Genomic DNA, 21,129 nt, shown 5'->3' on the forward strand with positions numbered 1-21,129 from the left:
ATAAAAGGCAGTTTGATTTCTCAAACTGCCTTTTACTATTATTAAATTATGGAATTTAAAAACTTAACGCTTTGTAATGGTTTACCGATTTCTTGCTCGCAGTATGCAAATAGTAGCTTTTCAAGTTCCTTCCAAATTATTTTTGGAAGTTCTATAGGCGTGTCTTCGCCCCACTGATAAGCGAGAATTTGAGGTAATCCAGCTTTCACAGAACGAGAAATGCTAAGATTTGTTGTTTCTTTAACCTGCATCCAGAATGGTTCAATACCATCTTGATGTGAAAAAGCATTAGCACTTGGCACAACCCCCGCTAAGGACAGCAATTGCCACCCAAGCATTATCGTTCCGAGCTGTACATTGCGGCGACGAATTTGCTTAGAATAGTTTACAACAGTATCAAACACCTTGCGATCTACATCATACATAGCAAATAGTTCTTGGATGAGCTCACTCGCTACTGCAGCGTAAGCAATATTATCTAAATTTAGGTCTAACGATTCTACCACATAGGAACCATCAATTTGCGTCACATTTACATATTCACCATCAGGTACCACTGTGATATACATGGCACTAAAGGGACGTAAATAGGAACTGTTACGCATGGTCATCATACGCTTATGCGGTATGGATGCACGAATAAGCCCTAAGCTAGGTGTGATAAAAGTAAATACGGAGTATAGCTTATATTTTTTTCGACTGATGACGATGGCAGGTGTGTTAAAACCACCATTAAGCTTCTTCATGTTCTTCTTCCGCTACTTCCTCTACAGGTAAAGGTGTTACTTTAATACGAGAAACGCGATACCCTTGCATTTGTGTTACTTCAAAGGTATATCCCAATGCATCCACAGTATCACCAACGATTGGCGTCCGTTCTAAGAGACCAAATACATAGCCCCCGATTGTATCAGAGTCAGAATCGTCGATTTCAACATCCATCATTTCTTCCACTTCATCTACGAGGACCTTACCATCAAACTCGAAGGATCCATCTGCATAAGCAATTTTAGCTGGTAAGTGTGGTTCATGTTCGTCTTGAATATCGCCAACGAGCTCTTCAATAATATCTTCAAGCCCTACGAGACCAACCATACCACCGTACTCATCTACAACAACAGCTTGATAAATACGACGAGTTCTCATGTATTGTAGCAATGTAGATAATTTCATTACCTCTGGCACAGTTAAAATATCTCGTTTTACATTACGCAAATCCTTACGCGCTTGATTAGGACGTTCCATGAGGTCCTTAATATGAACAAGACCGATTATATGATCCTTATCCTCTACACATAGAGGATAACGGGTATGTGCTTTAGAACGAATAAATTTCATCGCTTCATCGTAACCGTCTTCAACGAAAATACAGTCCACATCTTGACGAGGTACCATAACCTCTTTGGCTCTACGGTCTACAAAGTTAAATACATTGTCGATCAACTCAGATTCCACTTGGTCTAGTTGACCTTCTTCATGACTTCGAGAAATCATCATACGGATTTCTTCTTCAGAGTATACTAGGTCTAGCTCTGTTAAATATTTTGTTTTGTAAAAGCCCAAAATAACAGTGGAGATTTTGCTTGCAATCCAAATGAACGGATATACCAAGCGACCTGCTGCTACTACGATACGGCAATATGTATTTACGTACTTTGTTGGGAAGGATAAGCCTAATGCTTTAGGTACGATTTCACCAAAGATAAGAACAATTAAGCTAATAAATAGCAATAAAAGTATATCTAGTACAAAGTGCATCCATGTGCTATGTAGATTAAATACCGCCACAAGTTGATCTACGATATTATCAAATACATAGGTACCTGTTCCTGCAAGGGCTAAGATAAAGAATAAAATCAAAAACTGAGTCGTATTCAAGAAATACTCAGGGTTTTGATAGAGCCTTAATAAAAACTCTCGATCCTTTTCCAAGAGGATATCCATATCCTCTACATGCTCTTTACGAAGACGAGCAAAGGAGAACTTTGCAACCACAAAAAAGTTAATTAAAAATATACATACAAGACCAAACCCTATGGGTAACAGGCCATCTACACTATCCATCTTAATTCCTTTCATACAATTGAGAAAACAAGTTAGTTTTTATTATAACAAAATTTATTTTCTATAACCAAGTTCAGATAACATGCCAGATTTATTACGCCAATCCTTTTTAACCTTAACCCAAAGGTCTAAGTACACCTTTGTAGCCAATAGTTTTTGAATATCTGCACGCGCTTCAGCACCGAGTTGTTTTAACAAGGCCCCTTTTTTACCGATGATGATGCCCTTTTGGGAATCTCGTTCACAGTAGATAGTAGCGCGAATATAGGTTGTGCCATCATCACGAGTTTTCATTTCATCTACATCTACAGCGATAGCATGAGGAATTTCATCCCGTGTAGACAATAAGATTTTTTCCCGAACAATATCGGAAATAATTAAACGTTCTGGTTGATCCGTAATCATATCTTCTGGGAAGTATTGCGGACCTTCAGGTAATGTTTCCTCTAATACCTTGAGAACTTCAGTTAAGTTCTCTTTATCCTTTGCAGAAATAGGAATGACCCCTGCAAATGGATATGCATCTTGATAAGAAACAATGGCTTCTAAGAGCTCTTCTTTTTTGAGGGTATCAATCTTATTAACTACTAAGAATACAGGAACCTTTACACGTTTCAATTGTTCAATAATGAAGTTGTCCCCAGGACCGCGCTTTTCATTACCTGCTACTACAAATAAAACAGCTTCTGTTTCTTTTAAGGACTCAATGGCAGCGTCTACCATGAATTCACCTAATTTATGTTTTGGCTTATGTACACCTGGCGTATCCATGAAAACAATTTGTTTCGCTTCATCTGTATATACACAGATAATGCGGTTACGCGTTGTTTGAGCCTTATCGGATACGATAGCGATTTTGTCGCCAATAAGGGCATTAATTAATGTAGATTTACCAACATTTGGGCGTCCTACAACGGCAACAAAGCCAGATTTAAAATGTTCGTTCTTATTCATTGTATGGTGCATCCTCCCGCACATAACCGAGGTTACCTAAGATAAACTCCTCTTCAGTACGCATCTCTTTTTTATCTTCGTCGTTCATATGGTCATAGCCTAAAATATGTAAGCAGCTATGAGTCGTTAAATATGCTAATTCTCGTTCAAAACTGTGTCCATATTCAATAGCTTGCTCACGAGTACGCTCTAAGGAAATAATCATATCGCCGAGTAAGTGATGTTCCTCTTCACTGCCTTCGTAATCATCCCCTTCATTTAGAGCAAAGGACAATACATCAGTTGGTCTGTCAATGCCGCGATATTCCTTATTAAGCTCGTGAATTTTTGCATTATCGCAGAGTAAAATACTCATTTCATCTTCTTCAAGGCCATATACGCGACTTACTTCATCACAAACTTTACGTATAACGGCCTCAATATTGGAATCCTCTTGAATTCCTTCATCATAGCTAATATGTATATACATGCTTATCCTTTCGCTACATTCTCTTTGGATACTGCATTAGATTCTGCAGTCTCACCAGCTAACTTACGTTCGTGATATGCATCGTAAGCTTTTACAATGCGACCTACTAAATCATGACGGACAACGTCTTGATCGCTAAAGTAAACCATATTAATACCAGGTACATGACGCAATACCTTTTCAGCCTCGCCGAGACCAGACACAACACGTGGTGGCAAGTCAATTTGTGTCTTATCACCGTTCACAACCATTTTAGAGTTATTACCTAGACGGGTTAAGAACATCTTCATCTGTTCGGCCGTCGTATTTTGAGCTTCATCTAGAATAACGAACGCATTTTCTAAGGTACGACCACGCATATACGCTAGTGGTGCTACCTCGATAGTACCGCGTTCCATAAAGCGTTGTACTTGCTCAATGCCAAACATTTCATGTAATGCATCATACAGAGGTCTCAAATATGGATCTACTTTGTCTTGTAATTCACCAGGTAAGAAGCCTAATCGTTCACCAGCCTCTACAGCAGGGCGAGTCAAAATAATTTTATCTACATTGCGGTTTTTCAAATAGAATGCAGCTAACGCTACGGCTAGGAAAGTTTTACCTGTACCAGCAGGGCCAATACCAAAGGTAATGGTATTTTTACGAATACTATCTACATAGTATTTTTGGCCTTCCGTTTTAGGCGTAATATTTTTACCGCGCATGTTAACGGATAAAGTATCTTCAAACATAGTATGTACAGCATCAGCTTTGCCATTAGCTACGAGTTTTGCCGCAATACGAACTTGAGACTCAGTTATAGTACTGCCTTCACGGTATAAGAACACAAGTTCTTCTAATGTGCGATACAATGCCTCTACTTGTTTTTCATCGCCCTTGATAACAACAGTATCACCGCGAGCTACTACATCTGCAGAGATGACTTCAAGCATCATATGCAGATATCGATTATGTTGACCTAGTATGGATTGTGCTAGGTCATATGTAGGAAATGTAAAAACTTGTTCGCTCATATAACCTCCTAATCTATAAACTTACGAACGGCTTTGCCGTTTAAATAATCACATAAATCACCTTGATGAGCATCTAGTTCGTCTAACTTATCATCAATTAAATCTTGGACGCGCCACCATCCCATGGACCAGTTCGTAAATAACGTGTTATCTTTAGGTGCTCTCCCGACAAGACGTTGTAATACAATGTCAGGATGCAAATGACGAACAAAATTCACAACCCGATCAGCATATTCTTCGGCACTAATTAAGGTGAATTGCCCCTCTTGATACCATTTAGCCATCAATGTATTTTTAACGATATATAAAGCATGCAATTTTACTTGATCTACGCCAAGGGCTGACAAAATACGGGCCCCTTCGATGGTATCCTGCATTGTATCCCAAGGTAAATTGACAATCATATGGGTTGTAACATTAAATCCGTATCTCTTAATGCGCAATACAGCATCAATAAACTGAGCTAAATCATGGCCACGATTAATCTTCTCAAGGGTATCATAATTGACCGTTTGCAATCCTAATTCAATATAAATATCCTTTTGAAAACGATCTCTAATATCAGCTAATATGTCTAAATATTCATCGGCAATACAGTCCGGTCGCGTCGCAATAGCAATGCCTACAGCTTCATCGATACAGCCTTGTTCCATATAGCTTTTAAAATCATCAAGTCCCAAATAGGTATTACTAAAGTTTTGATAATAAGGTATAAATTTTTTCGCCTTATATTTAGGACCTATGTGAGCAATGTTTTCCTCTAATTGCATACGCACTGTCATCCAAGCAGGACGATTTTCATAGCCCGCACCAATTTCACCGCAGAAGGTACAGCCTCCTACGCCGGCTGAACCGTCTCGATTTGGACATGTTAGCGGTAAGGCAACAGGCAATTTATAAACCTTTTCCCCATAGGTTTCTTTATAGTATTTAGATACCATGCGGTATCGTTTTGGTCTCGTTGTATCGGTCATAACACTCCTATTTAACTAACCAATCATCACTTGTTATGTAATATTTCGACTATCAAAATTAGATAAATTATTTTTGTATTACTAACAAGCCTCTATGTCAGGACGTATAAATGGTTTAACATCTTTATTAACGTCTATCACAACTGTAAATGTTGTATCAGGAATATTGTCTATGTTTAATACACGGGCTGTGTCTTTCGACATAGGCATTTCTACGTACTGTTGGCGAATTTTGCGCCATTCTTTAAATGTATAGTTTGGAATATACTGAGATGCAATCTCTTCGTTGCGCCAGAATGCTTCCCCTTCTTGTAAAAGTTCCTTTGTCTGCTTCGGCAAACCAACGGCTTCGCTTCGAACCTTACCACGATAGCTAACAAGTGTATCGTACTGTAATAATTCAGCTGCTACTTTGTCGCCTTTAGACAAGAAGAAATTATATAAGAACTCGATTTGGTCAATGTCTTTTAAATTAACCTTATGATTACCTGCATCGAGCCAAGCTTGTGTCATTTCACAGAAATAAGAAAAAGCGTCTTTTTTAGGCTCCACTTTAGATGGATCATACTTTTTCATTGGTGGTACATGATTTGTTACTATATCTTCACCAATTATGGATGTATCAGTATGTTCCTTAATAAGCTTGCTACCAATATAGGCAAAGACAGTTCTAAAACGCTCACTATTATAGAAGCGTTCAAATACATCTTCAAAGTGTTTCAAGAACCGAACGTCTTTATATGGCAATACATGTGTACTTAAAACCTCATAAGGAGCTAATGGATCACTAATATATTGGTATTCCTCCATGCGGCGTACACCAGAGCCTTTTAATAGTTTCAAGAACCCTATTTGTAGCGCATGAGGTTGTAAGCTAAATAAATCGTTGAAGGATAATCCAAATCGTGCTTTATTTTCGTAAGGTAAGCCTACAATTAAATCCATATGTACATGTGTACGGCCGGCCTCAATAATAGGACGGATAGCCTTTTGAATATAAGGCCAATCATTGTAACGGTTAATAGCGTCCAAGGTTTTCTTATGTGTACTTTGTACGCCCACCTCGATTTGGATGCGGCCTGGTGGTGTTTCACAGAGAATATTTGTTTCCCACTCTGTCATGAGCTCTGGTTCCATTTCCAAATGGAAGTTCGTCTCTGTATTAGCATCTCGCATGAATTCCATCATAGGGCGATGATGATGTGGTGCACAGTTAAATGTTCTATCTACAAATTTAACTTGTTTTACCTTATGATTGATAAACCATTGTAGTTCTTTGAAGGTTCTCTCCTGTGGGAAGAACCGCACTGTATTCTTATTGCCAGATAAACAGTACTGACAAGAGAATGGACATCCGCGAGAGGATTCATAGTAGATGATTTTATGTTCTAAATCCTCCATATCCTCTTCTACATATGGGAATGGTATAGTACTAAGATCTTTAACCTCTACAGCTTCTGTAGAGCCCATAAGTTCGCCTGAAATATGACGTCCTCGTACCCCAGGGATTTCTTCTTGTAAACCATCCTTACCATTTTGTAATGCACTAATAAGTTGGTAGAAAGCTTCTTCCCCTTCCCCTTGTACAACATAATCTACGGCATGGCATCGATTTAGGATTTCATCGGCTGTGAAAGAAACCTCTGGTCCACCTAAAATGATCTTAATATCTGGTCGAACAGCTTTCACCAGGTCCACCACATGCAATGTCATTTCGATATTCCAAATATAGCAAGCAAAGCCCAATACATCTATATTGCGCTCTGTAATATCGCTAAGAATATGTAAAACAGGCATATTAATAGTATATTCTACTATATCGTATGCCTGTCCGTGAGCCTGCCCATAGGCTTTGAGATAACGCAAAGCCAGGGAGGAATGTATAAATTTTGAGTTTAATGTGGATAAAACTACGTTCATAGGTCCCCTTTACATCATCGAATGGCTCAGCCACCGTCTAGTCATAATATATATATTATACCATTAAAAGAGCCCAAAGATAAAGGAAACAACGGCCCCCACTAAAATGACAACGCCTACAATCGATAGGATGATGCCACCAAAGAAAACTACAGCTGCTAACACGACTGCTAGGATTATAATTAAAATAATACGGCTCAGCCAGCTTGTACTATTAAAGCTATATACCTTCACATGTGGACCATATTGATTATACTCTTCACCGCGTTGATAATCTTCGTTCATATTGCTAGGTGTAGAGTCCACATGAACAGAATCGCCTACCTCTTCAATGGTTACACCGTCAAAATCACGGCGTTCATCATCAGATAATACGCGTGTATTAGGTTCTGCAGCACGTGTATTACTACTGTAGCTATCGCTACGCTCACTACTTCTATATGTATTTTGATTGTTATTTATATTCTGTTGATCATTCATCATTAAGTCCTTTATATGACCAAAATAATAATTAATTTTATACAACCTATTATACCATACTTTACCATAAAAAATGCAAATAAATATCCCCTACAGATATAAGTTCATATATCTATAGGGGATTGATTTTATTTGTATTGCCTATGCGACTATAGGCTAACGGACAAATTAGTCTTTCAAGTATTTTTGAAGCAATTCATTTACCATACCAGGGTTAGCACGGCCTTTAGATTCCTTCATAACTTGGCCTACTAAGAAGCCAATAGCCTTACCATTGCCACCTTTGAAGTCTGCCACTGGTTGTGGATTGTTAGCAATAACTTGTTTAACGATTTCTTCGATAGCACCAGTATCAGTGATTTGAACAAGGCCTTCTTCTTTTACGATAGTATCTGCATCCTTGCCGGATTCCCACATGGATACGATAACTTTTTTCGCAATTTTACCAGAGATTGTACCTTTATCGATAAGGGCAATCATGCCAGCCAAGTTTTCTGGGCTTACTTTGGATTCAGCAAATGTTAAGCCACTTTCATTAATCATTTTGGACAAATCACCAAGCATCCAGTTAGCAACAGTCTTAGCATCGGCGCCTGCTTTTACAGTAGCATCTAAGAAGTCTGCTGTTTTACGGGACACAGTAAGGATTGTAGCATCTTCACGAGACAAGCCATATTCAGATACAAAGCGTTCAATCTTAGCATCTTGTAATTCTGGCAACGCACGACGTACTTCTTCGATTTTTTCATCTGTAATTACAATTGGAACCAAATCTGGTTCAGGGAAGTAACGGTAGTCGTTTTCTTCGTCTTTTTTACGCATACCAATAGTAATACCTTGAGCATCATCCCAAGTACGTGTTTCTTGATCTACTTTGCCACCAGCTTCGATCAACTTAGCTTGACGCAATGCTTCATATTCAACAACCTTTTGGATAGCTGTTAAAGAGTTAACGTTCTTAGTTTCTGTACGTGTGCCAAACTCTTTAGTACCGCGCAAACGCACGGATACGTTACAGTCACCACGCAAGGAACCTTCTTCCATACGACCGTCAGATACTTCTAAGTATTGCAAGATAGAACGTAGTTTTTCAACATAGGCTCTCGCTTCTGCACCGGAACGAATATCTGGTTCGGATACGATTTCAAGAAGAGGTACACCAGTACGGTTATAGTCAACATTAGAAGATTTGGAATCGGAAATAGTGTTGCCACTATGAACAAGTTTACCAGCATCTTCTTCCATGTGAATACGCGTAATACCAATGCGTTTAGTTTCACCATTTACTTCGATGTCTAAATGACCATTCAAGCAAATTGGCAAATCGTATTGTGATGTTTGATAGTTTTTTGGCAAATCTGGATAGTAGTAGTTTTTACGGTCAAATTTGTTAAAGTTTAGAATTTCACAGTTCAATGCTAAACCTACTTTGATAGCAAATTCTACTACTTGTTTATTTAACACAGGCATAGCACCAGGTAAGCCTAGGCATACTGGGCATACATGTGTATTTTGATCGCCGCCGAATTCAGTGGTACAACCACAGAAGATTTTAGACTTAGTCTTAAGCTCTGTATGAACCTCTAAACCAACGACTGTTTCGTATTTACTACTCATAGAGAAACCTCCCCAGTTGGTGCTACTAATTGACAGTCTGGACGTGCTTGTTCAAATGTGAAAGCGGCACGTAACAATGTTTCTTCACCCATAGCAGGACCGAGCAATTGTAAGCCGATTGGCAAATTGCTGCTGCTCATACCTGCTGGAATGCTAATACCTGGAATACCTGCAAGGTTTGCTGGTACTGTACAGATATCTTCTAAGTACATTGCTAATGGATCATTTGCTTTTTCACCAAATTTATAAGATGTATTAGGTGCAGTTGGTGTTAAAATCAAATCCACTTTGGAGAATGCTTCATCAAATTCATTTTTAATGAGGCGGCGAACTTTCAATGCTTTCAAATAGTAAGCATCATAGTAACCAGCGCTCAATACATAGGTCCCTAACAAGATACGGCGTTGTACTTCTGGTCCAAAACCTTCTGTACGAGTTTTAGTAGACATGTCTACAAGATTATCTGCAGATACGCGCATACCATAGCTTACACCGTCATAACGAGCCAAATTGGAGCTAGCTTCTGCCAATGCGATGATATAGTATGCAGACAAAGCATATTTAGAGTTAGGTAAGGAAATCTCAACGATTTCAGCACCCAATTTTTTATATGTTTCGATAGCCTCTTCCATAGCTTTACGAACTTCGCTATTGAGACCTTCGCCAAAGAATTCTTTTGGCACACCGATTTTAAGATTTTTTACATCATTTACAAGAGCTGTAGTATAGTCTACACGAGCACCTGGAATGGATGTGGAGTCTTTCGCATCATGACCAGAGATGGCATTTAATACTAAAGCAGCATCTGTTACATCACGAGTAATAGGCCCAATTTGATCCAAAGAGGATGCGAAGGCGATTAAACCATAACGAGATACATTACCGTATGTTGGTTTTAAACCTACTACGCCACAGAAGGACGCTGGTTGACGAATAGAACCACCAGTATCAGAGCCAAGAGCCCAAATTGCAGAGCCACTAGATACAGCTGCAGCACTACCACCAGAAGAACCACCTGGTACGCAATCAGCATTCCAAGGGTTACTAGTTTTTGCTAATGCAGAGTTCTCTGTAGAACCACCCATAGCAAATTCGTCCATGTTAAGTTTACCAAGACTTACAAATTGATTATCTTGTAAACGTTCAATAACAGACGCATTGTATGGAGGTACAAAGTTTTCTAACATTTTAGATGCACATGTTGCAGGTTCATCTTTAATACAAATATTATCTTTAATCGCACCAGGAATACCTGCCAATGGAGAAATAGTTTCACCTTTAGCAATTGCTTCATCTACAAGCTTAGCTGTAGCTAAAGCACGATCATGAGAATCGGATAAGTACGCATGTACAGTCGGTTCCACTTTCGCTTTATGTGCAATAACAGCATTCGTCAATTCAACGGCACTGATTTCTTTATTCACTAGTTTCTTGTGTAATTCATGAATTGTTGCCACAGCGAAACCTCCTATTCTTGTACAACGCGAGGTACTTTAAAGTACCCATCCTCTGCTTCTGGAGCATTGGACAAAGCTAAATCATGGTCTAAGGATGGTTTTGTTTCATCCTCTCTAAATACATTGTGCAATGGTACTGCATGAGCCATTGGTTCTACATCATTAAGCTCTAATGCATCTAGTTCAGCAACATAAGTCAAGATATCGGATAACTCTTTCTCTACATGTGCCATATGTTCTTCCTTAACTTCCAAGCGTGAAAGTAAGGCGATTTTTTTAATTTCCTCTTGGCTGATTTTCATCGGAACACATCCTTTCATAATTACTTATTATAAAGCAAATAATATATATTTTCAAAACATTGTAAGAATGTATATCTATTGGATTTCACCGAGTTCGCGTAAGAGTTCTACAAACTCTTCTTCGTTCATAACGCGAATACCCAATTCATTTGCTTTAGTCAGCTTGCTACCACTGTCTTCACCAGCGATTACAAGAGTTGTTTTCTTAGATACGGAACCTGTAACCTTTGCCCCATGAGCTTCAAGGATTTTACCAGCTTCACTACGGCCCATAACCTCAAGCTTACCTGTAAGAACGACGATTTCTCCATCCATTTGGTTACCAGCAGCTTCAACAACATCTACGGTCATCTTAAGACCTGCTTGTGTTAAGCCTTCAATAATGGCAACATGAGTAGGATCTTGACGGTATTCAACGATACTATCAGCCATTGTAGGCCCGATTTCTTCTACCGCCACTAATTCTTCCTTAGTAATTGTCATGAACCGTTCCATAGATTGCACAACATTAGCAATTGTACCGGCTGCTTTAGATCCAATGAGACGGATACCAAGGCCATATAATACACGATCTAATCCACGAGTTTTAGAGTCTGCGATGGCTTTCACCAAATTCTCTGCAGATTTCTTACCCATTCTGTCCATAGTAACTAATTGATCTACTGTTAAATGATATAAATCGACCACATTGGCAATTAACTTGTTATTAATCAAGTTTTCTACAATGCTAGGACCAAGACCATCTATATTCATAGCATCGCGAGAGGCAAAATGGATAATTTGTTCTTTTTCAATGGCAGGACAATGTTTATTCGTACAACGAACAGCGGCTTCACCTTCACGTCGGACTGCAGGAAATTCGCATACAGGACATGTATTAGGAATTGTAAAAGGCACTTCAGAACCAGTTCGTTTTTCAGGAACTACACGAATAACTTCTGGAATAATCTCTGCCGCCTTGTGAATGATAACGTGGTCACCAATGCGAATATCCTTTTCATTGATAAAGTCTTGGTTATGTAATGTTACACGGCTCACATTCGTACCGGATACGAATACGGATTCCAACTCACCTGTTGGCGTAAGAACACCTGTACGCCCCACATTGATAGTAATATCCTTAAGAACGGTTTCCACCTCTTCTGGAGGATATTTGTACGCTGTTGCCCATTTAGGGTCCTTAGCAGTGCTGCCAAGGACTTCTTGATCATCAAAACTATTAACCTTAATTACCATACCATCCGTATCATATGGCAACTCATGGCGCTTTTCACCCCAATATTCAATAGCCTCAATTACCTCATCAATTGTTTTACATACGCGATAATGAGGATTTACAGAAAACTTAAAGGTTTCTAAGCTTTGTAATAATTCCTCTTGGCTATGAATATTGGCACCCACTTCAGAACCGATTGCGTAGGCAAAGAATGCTAAATTACGACTAGCCGTAATAGCAGGATCTTGTTGGCGTAAAGAACCAGCTGCTGCATTACGAGGATTTACAAAGGTTGGTAAGCCCTCTTCATCGCGTTCTTCATTAATGCGTTTAAATTCGCTATGAGGCATGTAGGCTTCACCGCGAACCTCAATAAATTCAGGTGCATTTTCTAGATATAAGGGAATGGATTTAATTGTTCGTACATTGGCTGTAACATCTTCACCAACACGGCCATCACCACGTGTTACAGCACGTACAAACATGCCATTTTCATAGTGCAAATTAACAGCTAAGCCATCTATTTTAAGTTCTACTACATAAGCAGAAGGCTTATGGCCCAATTCCTTTTCTACGCGACTAGCAAATGCACGTACTTCATCAGCACTAAATACATTAGATAAGCTCAACATAGGGCGGCCATGAACGACCTTTTCAAAGGATCCTTCCACCTTCATCCCCACCCGTTGTGTTGGAGAAGATGGCACAATATATTCAGGATGAGCTGTTTCTAAATCTACAAGCTCACGATATTTTTTATCATATTCAAAGTCACTCATCGTAGGAGCATCTTTTACATAGTACAAATACTGCGCATGAGTCAGCTCTTGTTGTAACTCTTTAATTCTATCTTTCGGATTCATCTTATATCCTTTTATACAGAAAATAATTAACCCTTTTTAACAGGTGCAAATTTAGCCATTACCACACGTACACCTTGGGTTGGAAACTCAATTGTTAACTTCATACCGGCCCCTTCACCGGCAACATTGATAACTTTACCATTGCCCCACTTGCTATGAATGGCTGTATCACCAATCTTCCAATCCGCAATTACTTCATTACGAACGATTGGCTTTGTAACAGGACGACTAGTGACACTCATATGTTGCGGAACATGGCGCTTAATATCATCAGGTACTTTACGCTTAGCACGCAAACCATCAACTAATTCTTCTGGAATTTCGTCGATAAAGCGAGATGGTAAATAGCTGCTAGTGCGTCCAAATACGGTGCGCGTAGTGGCATTAGAAATATATAATTCCTTTTCAGCACGAGTAATACCTACATAGGCAAGACGACGTTCCTCTTCGATTTCCTCAGGGTTCATCAAGGTGCGGCTATGAGGGAATAAGCCTTCCTCCAAGCCTCCTAAGAATACGATTGGGAACTCCAAACCTTTGGCAGCATGTAATGTCATTAATGTTACTTTAGATTCTTCTTGCTCGAAGGAATCTACATCATTAACAAGGGCTACTTGCTCTAAGAAATCCTCAACAGTGCCCGTTGGATTAGTATCTTGAAAGTCTTTAGCTACAGATAAAAGTTCACCAATATTCTCAGCGCGAGCCTGGTCTTGTGGATCTGTACTTTCTTCCAACTGTGCCAAGTAACCTGTTCTATCAAGAATAGCTTCTAAAATATCGAGTACCGTTTTATCTTCCATTTCAGCTACAAGAGTGAAGATAAGAATGCCAAACTCTTCTAACTTTTCCTTCGTTTTACCTTTAATCGTATCTACTAGATGCAATTGTGTGAGTGTCATGAACAAGGATGTGCCGTTTGCACGAGCATAATCTTGTAGTTTTGCCACTGTAGTTGCACCAATACTACGCTTAGGTACATTGATGATACGTAATAAGCTCAAATCATCGAATGGATTATATAACACGCGTAAGTAAGCTAAAACGTCCTTAATTTCTTTACGATCATAGAACTTCGTGCCCCCTACCATCGTATATGGCAGCGCCCGTTTAATTAGCGCTTCTTCAAGTACACGAGATTGAGCATTAGTACGATACAAAATAGCCATATCGCCATAAGGTACGCCATGAATATCGTGCTTTTTAGCAATAGTATCGCCGATGAAAGCTGCTTCTTCATGTTCAGATTGTGCCGTAAAATGCTGGATTTTAGCGCCTTCAGTCTTGTCTGTCCATAAGTTTTTCTTTGGACGACCTTCGTTATTTTCAATTACTGCATTGGCTGCATCAAGGATAATCTTTGTAGAGCGGTAGTTTTGCTCCAACTTAATAGATGTACAGTTCGGATAATCCTTTTCAAAGTCTAAGATATTTTGAATATCTGCACCACGCCAAGCGTAAATACTTTGATCAGCATCACCTACAACGGCAATATTTTTCCAATGAGATGCTAATAATTTAGCCAATAAATATTGGGCATGGTTCGTATCTTGATATTCGTCGATCATGACATAACGAAAACGCTTGCTATACTTATCTAGAACAGCTGCATTAGATTGTAATAACTTTACAGCAACCAATAAGAGGTCATCAAAGTCTAAGGCATTATTTTTGCGTAATTCCCGTTCATAATATTCATATACATCAGCAACCTTTTGTTGGTAAAAGTCTCGTGCTTGCTTTCTAAAATCAGAGGCAAATAACAATTTATTCTTTGCATCTGAGATAGCAGCGATCATAGCACCTACAGGATAGTATTTATCATCGAGGTTTAATGCCTTTAAGGCAGCCTTAATAACAGCTTGAGAGTCAGATGTATCATAGATTGTAAAGTTACTGTTATAACCTAAGAAATTATCTAGCTCAAAACGCAAGAATTTCGCACAGAAGCTATGGAATGTGCTGAGCCAAATACGATTAGCCACATCACCTACAAGACCTTCCACACGGCTTTTCATCTCTTTTGCCGCTTTATTGGTGAACGTAATGGCTAAGATTTCATAAGGATTAACACCTTGAGCCAATAAATGTGCAATACGAACGGTTAACACCTTTGTTTTACCAGAGCCGGCACCAGCTAAAATTAATAAAGGGCCTTCCGTATGTTGAACGGCTTGTTGTTGCTCTTTATTTAAACCTGTTAATAATGAATTCATCGGAACACCCCTATCGCCCTTACATATACTATAGTTTGATAATCATATAAATAGAGAAGAAGAACGTTGCAAGCAACGTTCTTTTCCCTTTGTATACTACTATACTATTTCATAGCACCAAGAATTGGTGGTACGATTTGTTTTTTACGAGACATAGTATTTGGCAAGAATACGCCATTGTCTTTAACTTTTTTTTCGAATGCTTTTGTTACTACAGCTTCTACATCACCGCTGAATAACAATGTAGTACTTTCATCAAGAATATTTGTAACCATGATGTAAGATGCATCGTAGTTATTCGCAGTACGAAGAGCCTCTAGCGCAGCTACAAGCTCAGCTTGTTTGGCCAATACATCTGTTGTATCCATTACAGAAATTTGACCGATAGAAATCGTTTTACCTGCTTCGGAGAATTCTTTCATATCTGTACGAACGATATCATCGTTAGTCAAATCAGAAATATCAGCACCAGCTTTTAACATATCAAGGCCATAAGACTCGATGTCAACGCCAGCGATTTCAGCTAATTTATGGGCCATTTCTTTATCTGTTTCTGTGCATGTTGGAGAACGGAATAATACAGTGTCAGAAATAATAGCAGACAACATCAAGCCAGCAATGCCTTTAGGAATTTCTTGATTGTTTTCCATGTACAATTTAGTAAGAATTGTATTGGAGCAACCAACTGGTTCTAAACGCATGAATACAGGACCATCAGTTTCAAAATCACCAATGCGGTGATGATCTACAACACCACACATATTCATGGATTTGTAACCATCGATGATTTGTTTGGATTCGTTATGGTCTGTTAAATATAAGTTGCCACCTTCTGGAGCATACTCTTCCCAGTTCTTAACGATTTGTGGGTGTTCAAAACCAAAATGATTCAAAATATATGTTGTTTCTTTATTTGCTTCACCTGCACATACTGGAGTTGCTGGTGTGCCCATTTGAGTTAACAAATTAGCAAAGGAAATAGCAGAACAAATGGAATCTGTATCAGGGCTTTTATGACCTGCTACATATGTTTTTACGTCACTCATAATATACCTCTTTTATATTAATTTCACACTTAATATCGACTTACGTCAATCCGATTTTTAACTCTATTATTATATCATAAATTATACAAAAAAACACGCCACTACTAAGTAGTGACGTGTTTTTGTCATTCTACAAATTTATATAATGTAGATGATTAGTCGTGATTTTTTTTGCGGTTTGTGAACAAACCAGGTCCAAGTGTTTCAATGATGATGAACAACATTGGAATGATAAAGATACCAAACAATGTTGCTGTTGTCATCCCTGCTACTACTGTAATACCCATGGATGTTCGAGCACCAGAACCAGCACCAGAAGACAATGCCAATGGCAATACACCAAGGATAAACGCAAAGGATGTCATCAAGATTGGACGTAAACGAATTTTTGCAGCTTCGATAGCGGCATCAACAACGTTCATGCCACGTTCGTCAACACGGATTTTAGCATACTCAATGATAAGAATCGCATTTTTTGCGGCCAAACCAACAAGTGTCAAAAGACCGATCTGCATGTAAATATCATTAGCTAAGGAATATCTGCCTGTGAAGTTCAACAAGAATGGAACTAAAGAAGCACCAATCATACCAGATGGTACGGAGAACAATACGGCAAATGGAACCTTCCAGGATTCATATAAAGCAGCCAAGATTAAGAATACGAATACTAGACCTAAACCAAGAATCAACATAGTTTGAGAACCAGCTTTCAATTCTTCACGAGATTGACCTGCCCAGTCATATGTATAACCAGCTGGTAATGTTTTAGCTGCCGCCTCTTTCAATGCATTAATCGCGTCACCAGAGGAGTAACCATTCGCTTGAGAACCACCAATTTGTACAGCCATCGCATTATCAAAACGAGTAATACTAGACGGAGTACCTGTTTGTTCCTTCGTAATATAGTTAGAAACTGGAACCATGAGGCCCTTACTATTACGAACAGCCAACATATTAAGCTGATCTGCATTTTGACGGTATGCATCTTCAGCTTGAACCACTACTTTATAGTTTTTACCATATGTAGTGAAGTCATTAACTTGAATACTACCATAGAAACCTTGCAATGTAGTAAAGATATCAGCTAATGCCACACCATCTTGAGCCGCTTTTTCACGGTTCACATCAAATTGTAAGGATGGTGTAGATGTATCAAATGTAGTGTAAATAGATTGAATTGCTGGACTCTTACGAGCTTCTGCTAAGAATTCATTAGCACGTTCCGCCATAACTTGTGGGCTGTCACCAGCTTTGTTAATAAGGTACATGCTGAAACCACCAGTAGCACCTAAACCTGGAATAGATGGTGGATTCAAAGCAACTACAGTTGCTTCTGGTACCTTTTCTGCAGCAAAGCCAAATGTTTGACCAACCATTGCATTAATAGATGTTGCTTGAGTTGTACGATACTTCCAGTCAGACATAGTAGCAAAGATTACACCAGCACTAGATTTTTGACCACCACCTAAAAGGTCAAAGCCTGCTACAGTAAACACAGATTGGAATAATTGCTCATCTTTTGGCTTTTCAAGATCATTTTTACCTTCCAAGAAAGAGGCAATTTTTTCAAGTGTTGCCATAGTACGCTCAGATGTGGCACCTGGCGGCTCATTAACAGCAATCATGTAATAACCGCTATCCTCTGCAGGTACAAAGGATGTTGGTAAGAAATGGAATACTAAACCAGTACCACCAGCAAAGATTAACAATGCAATAACAGTTAAGCTCAAACGATGGCTTAAACGAGCCAATTGGATACCATACCAATTGCTGAAACGTTCTAGGCCTGCATTGAATTTGTTTAACTGACGATGTACCCAATCTTCACGCTCTTTAGGTGTGTGAGGTTTTAACATCGTAGCACATAGTGCTGGTGTTAATACAAGGGCAACAATCGCAGAAATAACAACAGATACAGCGATTGTTAAAGCAAACTGTTTGTAAAGAATACCTGTCATACCACCCATGAAGGCAACTGGTACGAATACCGCTACCAATACAAAGGCGATACCAATTACAGGGCCTTGTACATTTTCCATCGCTTTAATAGCCGCCTCTTTCGAAGGTAAGCCATTATATTTTAATTCATACTCTACCGCTTCTACTACTACGATAGCATCATCAACAACGAGGCCGATTGCCAATACCATGGCAAATAATGTTAACGTATTGATAGAGAAATCAAGTAATACGAAAGCCCCAAATGTACCAAGCAAGGATACTGGTACGGCAATCATAGGAATGATCGTAGATCTCCAAGATTGTAGGAACACATATACTACGATGAGAACGAGTAATAATGCTTCTACAAACGTATGCTCTACCTCATTAATGGAAGCACTTACGAATTTAGTATTATCTACAACTACGTTATATTGCATATCTGGTGGGAAAGATTTAGATTGTTCATCTAGTACCTTCTTAACATTCGCAATAGTTTCTAATGCATTCGCATCATTTTGAAGAGAAATAGCAAAACCTGCTACCTCTTTATGCGCGGACTTAGCAATAAAGTCATACCCTTTAGCACCAATTTGAATGCGAGCAACATCTTTTAGATGCAATACCTTGCCATTAGAGCTTTTAATAGCAATGTTACCAAATTGTTCAGGTGTTACAAGACGACCTTCAATTTTGATAGGATATTGAAATGCTTGTTCCCCATTAGTAGGATTTTGACCAACTGTACCTGCCGCAGCCTGTAAGTTTTGTCCCTTAATAGCTGCAGTCACTTCAGAAATGGTAACACCAAGATTTTGCATCTTCGCTGGATCTAACCAAATGCGCATAGCATAGTCGGAACCGAACTCTTGTACAGAACCGACACCCTTAATGGCTTTAATAGCATCCATCATATAGTTGGTACCATAGTTCTTTAAGAATGTAGAATCATAAGTACCATCAGGTGAGTTCAAGGAGAATACCATAGCCATATCACCAGAAGATTTAGTAGTTGTAACACCAACTGCTTGTACCTCTGCAGGTAATTGAGCAAGTGCTGCTTGTACACGGTTTTGTGTATTAACCGTATCCATATCGGCATCTGTGCCTTGATTGAACTGAACAGTCAAAGAGTAGCTACCGTTACTAGAGCTACTAGATGTCATATAGTCCATATCTTGTACGCCTACAATTTGTGTTTCAATAACACTGGCCACTGTATCATTTACAACTTGAGCTGTTGCACCAGTATAAGCAGTATTTACACGAACTGTAGGTGGAGAAATTTGTGGATATCGAGCTATCGGGAGGTTCATCATAGAAATGAGACCTACCAAGGTAATAACAATGGCTATTACGATGGCAAAGATAGGTCGATTAATAAAGAATTTCGACACGATCTAGCCCCCTTCTATTTTGTAGCTTTTAATTGTTCTTTAGAAAGTAATTTTGCATTAACCTTCGCACCGTTTTTAACCTTAGTCAAACCATCAACGATGATTGTATCTCCAGGCGCTAAACCGGCTTTAATAATTGTATCGCTACCACTTGTACCGCCAACTTCAACACTTTTTTGTTCTACTACACCATCAGCATTTACAACAAAGATAAAGTTTTTATCCATGATTTGAAGAATAGCGCGACTAGGAACAAGAATAGCGTTTTTAAGTTTTTGACCAGGAGAAATTACTGTAGCAAACATATTTGGCAACAACAAATGATCAGGATTTGGGAAAGATGCTTTCAACACAAGCTTACCTGTTGATTGATCAAGACTTTTTGCGGCTTGAACAATAGAACCAGGTTGATTATACGTTTCGCCATCAGCAAGTTTTAACTGAATATTTGGACCATTGGAATCATCGCCAGTTGGGTTTTTCATGAAGTCAAGATATTCTTGCTCTGTCATACTAAATTCAACAAAGATAGGATCGATAGAATCAATAGTTACTAATGTTGTAGAACCTGCTTGTACAAATGTGCCCATATCGATATCATCCATACGTAATGTACCAGAATATGGTGCATATACCATTGTATCGCCTAAGTTATCTTGAGCAATTTTTACGGATGCTTCGTATGCTTCATAAGCTGCCTTAGCTTGTTCTGCAGTGCTACGTTGTGTATCTACACGTTGTTGCGCAATAGCATCTTGTTGAGCTAATGTTTCATAACGATTAAGGTCTACTTCAGCATTTTTATAGTTTGCATTAGCTTGAGCAGCTTGTGCTTCAGCATTGGCAAGAGTAGCTTCGTATTGACGAGAATCGATACGATATAATGGCTGACCAGCTACAACTTGCTCCCCGCCTTTAACATATTTTTCAACTACGTAACCACTTACACGAGCATGTACAGCTACAGAGTTTTCTGCAACTACTGTACCAGCATAGGTTTGGTTTACCTGTGCATCACTTGCAGTAATTTTGTATGCATTGACACTCACATCGCCTGCTTGCTGTTGATTACTGCCACAACCAGCAACCATTACAGCGGATACAACGAGAGCCGCTAACATACGGGAATAACGGAACTTCATTATCTGTACTCCTTTACACGAAACTAATCATCTATGTGTCATAATTACATATATA

Annotated in this window: 16 protein-coding genes; all 16 read right to left on the minus strand. The window is 38.9% G+C overall.

Features of this window, described 5'->3' with window-relative positions; genetic code table 11:
• Positions 1 to 41: 41 nt before the first annotated feature.
• Positions 42 to 746, minus strand: coding sequence for a DNA repair protein RecO (gene recO, locus QZ334_RS02045; protein WP_295231526.1), 705 nt, complete (start codon positions 744 to 746; stop codon positions 42 to 44).
• Positions 733 to 2,064: a hemolysin family protein gene (locus QZ334_RS02050; protein ID WP_295231552.1), complete on the minus strand. Its 1,332-nt coding sequence runs from the start codon at positions 2,062 to 2,064 to the stop codon at positions 733 to 735. The genes recO and QZ334_RS02050 overlap by 14 nt, the downstream gene beginning before the upstream one ends.
• Before the next feature lie 54 nt (positions 2,065 to 2,118).
• The gene (gene era, locus QZ334_RS02055) at positions 2,119 to 3,018 is read right to left on the minus strand and encodes a GTPase Era (protein ID WP_195185797.1); all 900 of its coding nucleotides are present in this window, start codon (positions 3,016 to 3,018) and stop codon (positions 2,119 to 2,121) included.
• The gene (ybeY, locus tag QZ334_RS02060) at positions 3,011 to 3,487 is read right to left on the minus strand and encodes an rRNA maturation RNase YbeY (RefSeq protein ID WP_005386517.1); all 477 of its coding nucleotides are present in this window, start codon (positions 3,485 to 3,487) and stop codon (positions 3,011 to 3,013) included. The genes era and ybeY overlap by 8 nt, the downstream gene beginning before the upstream one ends.
• 2 nt (positions 3,488 to 3,489) lie before the next feature.
• On the minus strand, positions 3,490 to 4,503 hold the full coding sequence (locus tag QZ334_RS02065) for a PhoH family protein (RefSeq protein ID WP_119206434.1): 1,014 nt from the start codon (positions 4,501 to 4,503) through the stop codon (positions 3,490 to 3,492).
• Positions 4,504 to 4,511: 8 nt separating this feature from the next.
• Positions 4,512 to 5,477 carry a TIGR01212 family radical SAM protein gene (locus QZ334_RS02070; RefSeq protein ID WP_295231531.1) on the minus strand — a complete coding sequence of 322 codons (966 nt, stop codon included), beginning with the start codon at positions 5,475 to 5,477 and terminating at the stop codon, positions 4,512 to 4,514.
• Between the two features lie 81 nt (positions 5,478 to 5,558).
• Complete coding sequence (locus QZ334_RS02075; protein ID WP_295231533.1) at positions 5,559 to 7,397, minus strand: B12-binding domain-containing radical SAM protein; 1,839 nt, start codon at positions 7,395 to 7,397, stop codon at positions 5,559 to 5,561.
• Between the two features lie 63 nt (positions 7,398 to 7,460).
• The gene (locus tag QZ334_RS02080) at positions 7,461 to 7,877 is read right to left on the minus strand and encodes a DUF4229 domain-containing protein (RefSeq protein ID WP_295231535.1); all 417 of its coding nucleotides are present in this window, start codon (positions 7,875 to 7,877) and stop codon (positions 7,461 to 7,463) included.
• Between the two features lie 168 nt (positions 7,878 to 8,045).
• A complete protein-coding gene (gene gatB / locus QZ334_RS02085) occupies positions 8,046 to 9,494 on the minus strand; it encodes an Asp-tRNA(Asn)/Glu-tRNA(Gln) amidotransferase subunit GatB (RefSeq protein WP_295201478.1) in 1,449 nt (482 codons plus the stop codon).
• Positions 9,491 to 10,951: an Asp-tRNA(Asn)/Glu-tRNA(Gln) amidotransferase subunit GatA gene (gene gatA / locus QZ334_RS02090; protein WP_295231536.1), complete on the minus strand. Its 1,461-nt coding sequence runs from the start codon at positions 10,949 to 10,951 to the stop codon at positions 9,491 to 9,493. The genes gatB and gatA overlap by 4 nt, the downstream gene beginning before the upstream one ends.
• An 11-nt stretch (positions 10,952 to 10,962) precedes the next feature.
• Complete coding sequence (gatC, locus tag QZ334_RS02095) at positions 10,963 to 11,253, minus strand: Asp-tRNA(Asn)/Glu-tRNA(Gln) amidotransferase subunit GatC (RefSeq protein ID WP_295231553.1); 291 nt, start codon at positions 11,251 to 11,253, stop codon at positions 10,963 to 10,965.
• A gap of 75 nt (positions 11,254 to 11,328) precedes the next feature.
• Positions 11,329 to 13,332 carry an NAD-dependent DNA ligase LigA gene (gene ligA, locus QZ334_RS02100; protein WP_295231540.1) on the minus strand — a complete coding sequence of 668 codons (2,004 nt, stop codon included), beginning with the start codon at positions 13,330 to 13,332 and terminating at the stop codon, positions 11,329 to 11,331.
• Between the two features lie 26 nt (positions 13,333 to 13,358).
• Positions 13,359 to 15,548: a DNA helicase PcrA gene (gene pcrA, locus QZ334_RS02105; protein ID WP_295231543.1), complete on the minus strand. Its 2,190-nt coding sequence runs from the start codon at positions 15,546 to 15,548 to the stop codon at positions 13,359 to 13,361.
• A 104-nt stretch (positions 15,549 to 15,652) separates the two neighbouring features.
• Positions 15,653 to 16,594: a manganese-dependent inorganic pyrophosphatase gene (locus QZ334_RS02110; protein WP_295231545.1), complete on the minus strand. Its 942-nt coding sequence runs from the start codon at positions 16,592 to 16,594 to the stop codon at positions 15,653 to 15,655.
• Positions 16,595 to 16,749: 155 nt separating this feature from the next.
• Positions 16,750 to 19,932 carry an efflux RND transporter permease subunit gene (locus QZ334_RS02115; protein WP_295231548.1) on the minus strand — a complete coding sequence of 1,061 codons (3,183 nt, stop codon included), beginning with the start codon at positions 19,930 to 19,932 and terminating at the stop codon, positions 16,750 to 16,752.
• A 14-nt stretch (positions 19,933 to 19,946) separates the two neighbouring features.
• Positions 19,947 to 21,074 carry an efflux RND transporter periplasmic adaptor subunit gene (locus QZ334_RS02120; protein WP_129823070.1) on the minus strand — a complete coding sequence of 376 codons (1,128 nt, stop codon included), beginning with the start codon at positions 21,072 to 21,074 and terminating at the stop codon, positions 19,947 to 19,949.
• Between the last annotated feature and the right edge of the window lie 55 nt (positions 21,075 to 21,129).

Origin of the sequence: Veillonella sp. (genome assembly GCF_019414865.1) — a bacterium.
Classification (GTDB): domain Bacteria; phylum Bacillota; class Negativicutes; order Veillonellales; family Veillonellaceae; genus Veillonella.